We start from the raw sequence: 4,135 nt of genomic DNA, 5'->3' as shown, positions 1-4,135 counted from the left end.
AACGCCAGCGCCTGCGTCCATTGATCCAGCANCGCGACAAGATCGTCGCGCGCGGCCGCATCGGCCGTTTCATCGCGACCGGACAGCAGCCGGCCGAGCGTCGCGTACTTCGCGAGCGCCGTATCGTCCGGCGCGCGGGCCTGCAGCACCGCGATGTTGACCGCGGTGGCGGCGGCGACCAGCGTGCCGCAGACGACGCCGTGCGGGATCGGGAAGTACGCACCGAGCGGCGACGCCAGGCCGTGGACCGAGCCGAGCCCGGTCTGCGCCAGGCAGATGCCGGACAGCAGTGACGCATAGGCCATGCGCGACCGCGCCTCGGCCGCGCCGGCGCCGTCATCGCCGCCTTGATACCAGGTCAGCAATCCGTCTCGCGCCGCTTCGAGGCCCGACAGCGCCAGCGCGTCGGTGATTGGATTGGCGCGGGTGGAGACGTAGGATTCGAGCAACTGCGTCAGCGCATCCATGCCGTTGGCGGCGATTTGCGGCTTCGGACAGCCGACCAGCAGATCCGGATCGACGATCGCGGTATGTGCCACCAGCGCATCGTCGCGGAACGACTTCTTGAAGCCGTCCGCGCCGCGCTTCGACAGCACCGCATTCTTGGTGGCCTCTGAGCCGGTGCCCGCCGTGGTCGGCACCGCGATGAACGGCGTCGCCGGCCCGCGATACGGCGCCTCCGGTCCGACGCCTTCGAGATGATCGAGCACCGAGTTGCCCGGCTTCAGCAGCCCGGCAATCGCCTTGGCCGCATCGAGCGCACTGCCGCCGCCGAGGCCGATCACCGCGCCGATGTCGGCACTGCGGAGAGCGCGCACGGCGTCGTCGACCAGTTCGGGCGATGGTTCGTCGCCGACCTTGAGCCGCTCGCAGACGATGCCGCGCGCGCGTAAGCCATCGAGCAGCTTCGCCGACCACGGCGCCTGATCGAACGACCGTGCGCCGGTGACCAGCAGCACGCGCGTGCCGAACGACGCGGCCAGCGCCGGCAACTTGGCCGCCGCGCCGGCGCCGAATTCGATTTTCGGCAGACGGCCGATCTGGAAGGGAGGGATATTCACGCGAGGCTCTGCTGGTGATTTGCTGCCAGACTAGAGCAGTTGCGTTTCTGATGGAAATCCGACGGGCGCAGAGCGCCGCCCCAGGCACAACCTCATGGTGAGGAGGCGCGAAGCGCCGTCTCGAACCATGCGCTGCAGGCACCTGTAGCCTCATCCTTCGAGATGCCTCGGCTTCGCCCTACGGGCGATGCCGAGGCTCCTCAGGATGAGGGTTCAGTGCACCTGGAGGTACTGCGAATCCGCCGCCGCTCAGCGGCCGGCGCACATCTGCGTAGTTACTCCGCCGCGGCCATCATCGGTTGCGCCCCGAACGGCAGGCCTTCTTCGATCGGCAGCGACGGGTCGCGCGACCATTCGTTCCAGGAGCCGAAATACAGGCTGACGTCCTTGATGCCGGCCTCCTTCAGCGCCACCAGCGTGTTCGACGCACGCGCGCCCTTGAAGCAGTACAGCACCACGGGCGTATCGGGCGTGATGCCGACGCTGGCGCATTCGGCCAGGATCTCGTTCTTGGACTTGAACATCGGCCCAGCCGGCGACGGCTTCATCATCCGGTACCATTCGATCCACACGGCGCCCGGGATGCGGCCCTTGCGCGGGCAGAAATCCTTGCCGTAGGGCGAGGAGCTTTCCGCGACCCACTCGTCGACGTCGCGGGTGTCGAGCTTGACCTTGCTGCCATCGGCGACCGCCGCCTTCATGCCCTCGAGATCGACCAGGATCGACGCCGCAGCGGGGTCGACCTTGAAGGTCTTCGGCGTCGGCGTCGGCACGTCCGTCGTGGTCGGCAGGGCCGCCGCGGTCCAGGCGACGTAGCCGCCGTGCAGGATCTTCACCTTCGGATAGCCCAGATAGGTCAGCAGCACATAGCCGCGGCAGGACTGGCCGAAGCCGGTGTTCATCGACTGCTCGGTGATCACCGCGGTCTCTTCGCCAGAAAGACCCGCAGCGCCGAAGATCGCGGCGAACTTGTCGCGCATCTCGGCGACGCCTTCGGGCGTCGAAGTCGCCAAATACGTAAAGATGTCGTGGATGTTGACGGCACCCGGAATGTGGCCGGCCGCATAGGTGGCCGGATCGCGGGTGTCGATCACCACCGTGCCGGGCGAAGCCAGCATGTCGGAGAGTTCGGCAGGTGTCACGAGTACCTTGTCAGTCATCTGTCGCTCCTGTGCTCGTTGTTGGTTCGAGACGTCGTTGTCCGAGAGAGATCCAGCGCGGTTCGCTGGGGCCGAGCTTGCAGAGGCACCCGCGCAACGTCGCGCGGGCGCGTAATCGCACTCGCGGGCTAGTGCGCCATGTCCGCGAGCATCTTGCGCAGTTGCTTGGTGGCCGGGGTGACGATGGCGACGAAGTACGCCTCGCGCAGCCGGCGCTGCGCCGCGGCGCCGGCGACGTAGCCGCGGGCGCCACAATGCAGCATCGCCGCATGTGCCGCGGCCACCGAGGCATCGCCGGCGGCGAGCCGCGCCTCGATCACCGCGCGCCAATAGCCGAGATCGTCCTCGAACGGCGTGGCGGCAAGGCGGGCGACCTCGGCTTCCATGCCGGCGAGTTGTTCGGCGAGTGGCTCGGCCTGCACGTCGAGGTACTTGTTGACGTGGCCGAGCGGGCCTTTGCACTGCTCGATCAGCCGCAGGCAGTCGCGGATCAGGCCGAACGCCATGCCGGCCTGCAGCAGGATGAAGCCGGCGCGGATGCGCTTGATGAACGGATCGACCGGATCGGCCAGCACCCATTCCTCCGGCACGACGACGTCGCGCATCTGCACCGCGAAGGTGCGGGTGCCGTCGAGCGCCGTGAACTTGGCGTTATCGGCGAGCGTAACACCCGCGGCGGCGCAGGGAATCACCGCCATCACGTTGCGGGTCTTGCCGCCCTCCTCGACCTCGAAGATCGCCCCGAAGTAATGATCGGCGCCGAGGTTGGAGACGTAGGGCAACAGACCCTTGACGATATAGCCGCCGTCGCCGCGGCGCCCTTTCAGGCGCATCGGCTCGATCCCGAACAGCGACTTCATCGGATTGGACAGCGCGGTGCCGCCGAGCACGGCACCGCTGGCGATCTGCGGGCCGATCGTCGTCCGCAGATGCTGATTGTCGGAGGCGTAGATGTACCAGCCCAGCGCGTCCTGACACCACATGCAGAACGAGGTCGACAGGCAATGCTCGCCAGCTGCCGCCATCGCCTGGATGGCGGTGACGAGATCGACCGACGGGCTGTAGCCCGGCAGGTGCTGCGCATAGGCGCCGAGGCGCCCGAACGCGCGCATCTGCGCTTCCGGATAATGACCGTCGACGTCGATGGTGTTGACCAGCGACGACAACTCGCGCGCCGCCAGAGTCCGCACCGCCGCGACGACATCGCCCTGCGGCGACGCTTCGAGCTTGCTCACTGACTGGACATCCAACATGGCTCTCGTCCCCGCTGTGCGCTGAAGGTCAGGCCATCACGACGTCGAGATTGACCGGGCGCGAGAACGTGTTGGCGACCGGCGACCACAGCCGCGCATGCGCCACCAGCGCGTCGAGTTCTTCGCGCGGACGATCGGCCTCGAACTTCACTTTGGCGCGCACGTCGGTGAAGCCGACCGGCTTCTCGGAGAGGTCGCCGGTGCCCCAGACGCCAGTGATGTTGAGGTCGCCTTCCAGCTCGATCTCGAGCGTGTAGACGGTGATGCCGCGCGCCACCGCGTTGGCGTGGATGCCGACGGCGAGGCAGGAGCCGAGCGCGGCCAGCGAGGCCTCCGACGGATTCGGCGCGGTGTCGTCACCGAGCAGGCCCGGCGGCTCGTCGACGATGTAGGGCGGCAGGGTGCGGATGAAGTTGAGATGGCGGAAGCGGCCCTCGGCCACGGTCTTGCACTTCAGCGTCTTGATCACCTTCGGATCGGCCTTGCCCTTGGCGATCAGTTCGTCGAGGCCGGCCTTGTCGATCGGCGCCAGACATCCGGTCATAGCCGTCGGGGTGTCGGGGGTGAGGCAAGCGGTGACGGCGGTGGCTGCTTTGGTCATGGTCTCTCCGTGGTCTGCCGGCAAACTCCGGCGTTGCAGGCTACAGACCGTTCTGTATTA

4 protein-coding genes are annotated in these 4,135 nt (G+C 67.4%); all 4 read right to left on the bottom strand.

Going from position 1 to position 4,135, the window contains the following annotated elements; genetic code table 11:
- A partial coding sequence (locus I5M_RS13040; protein WP_022721802.1) for an iron-containing alcohol dehydrogenase occupies positions 1 to 1,061 on the bottom strand: 1,061 nt, incomplete at its 3' end.
- Between the two features lie 275 nt (positions 1,062 to 1,336).
- Positions 1,337 to 2,221, bottom strand: coding sequence for a sulfurtransferase (locus I5M_RS13035; protein WP_022721801.1), 885 nt, complete (start codon positions 2,219 to 2,221; stop codon positions 1,337 to 1,339).
- A 128-nt stretch (positions 2,222 to 2,349) separates the two neighbouring features.
- Positions 2,350 to 3,474, bottom strand: coding sequence for an acyl-CoA dehydrogenase family protein (locus tag I5M_RS13030; RefSeq protein ID WP_022721800.1), 1,125 nt, complete (start codon positions 3,472 to 3,474; stop codon positions 2,350 to 2,352).
- A 28-nt stretch (positions 3,475 to 3,502) separates the two neighbouring features.
- Positions 3,503 to 4,075, bottom strand: a complete 573-nt coding sequence (locus I5M_RS13025; protein ID WP_022721799.1) for an OsmC family protein — start codon at positions 4,073 to 4,075, stop codon at positions 3,503 to 3,505.
- Positions 4,076 to 4,135: the final 60 nt, after the last annotated feature.

This window comes from Rhodopseudomonas sp. B29, assembly GCF_000333455.1.
In the GTDB taxonomy this organism is placed as follows: domain Bacteria; phylum Pseudomonadota; class Alphaproteobacteria; order Rhizobiales; family Xanthobacteraceae; genus Rhodopseudomonas.
This window is presented reverse-complemented; position numbering and strand designations above follow the sequence as displayed.

Coding starts and splice junctions, on each gene's coding strand:
- I5M_RS13030 (WP_022721800.1), bottom strand. CDS start 3,474: ATGTTGGATGTCCAGTCAGTGAGCAAGCTCGAAGCGTCGCCGCAGGGC.
- I5M_RS13025 (WP_022721799.1), bottom strand. CDS start 4,075: ATGACCAAAGCAGCCACCGCCGTCACCGCTTGCCTCACCCCCGACACC.
- I5M_RS13035 (WP_022721801.1), bottom strand. CDS start 2,221: ATGACTGACAAGGTACTCGTGACACCTGCCGAACTCTCCGACATGCTG.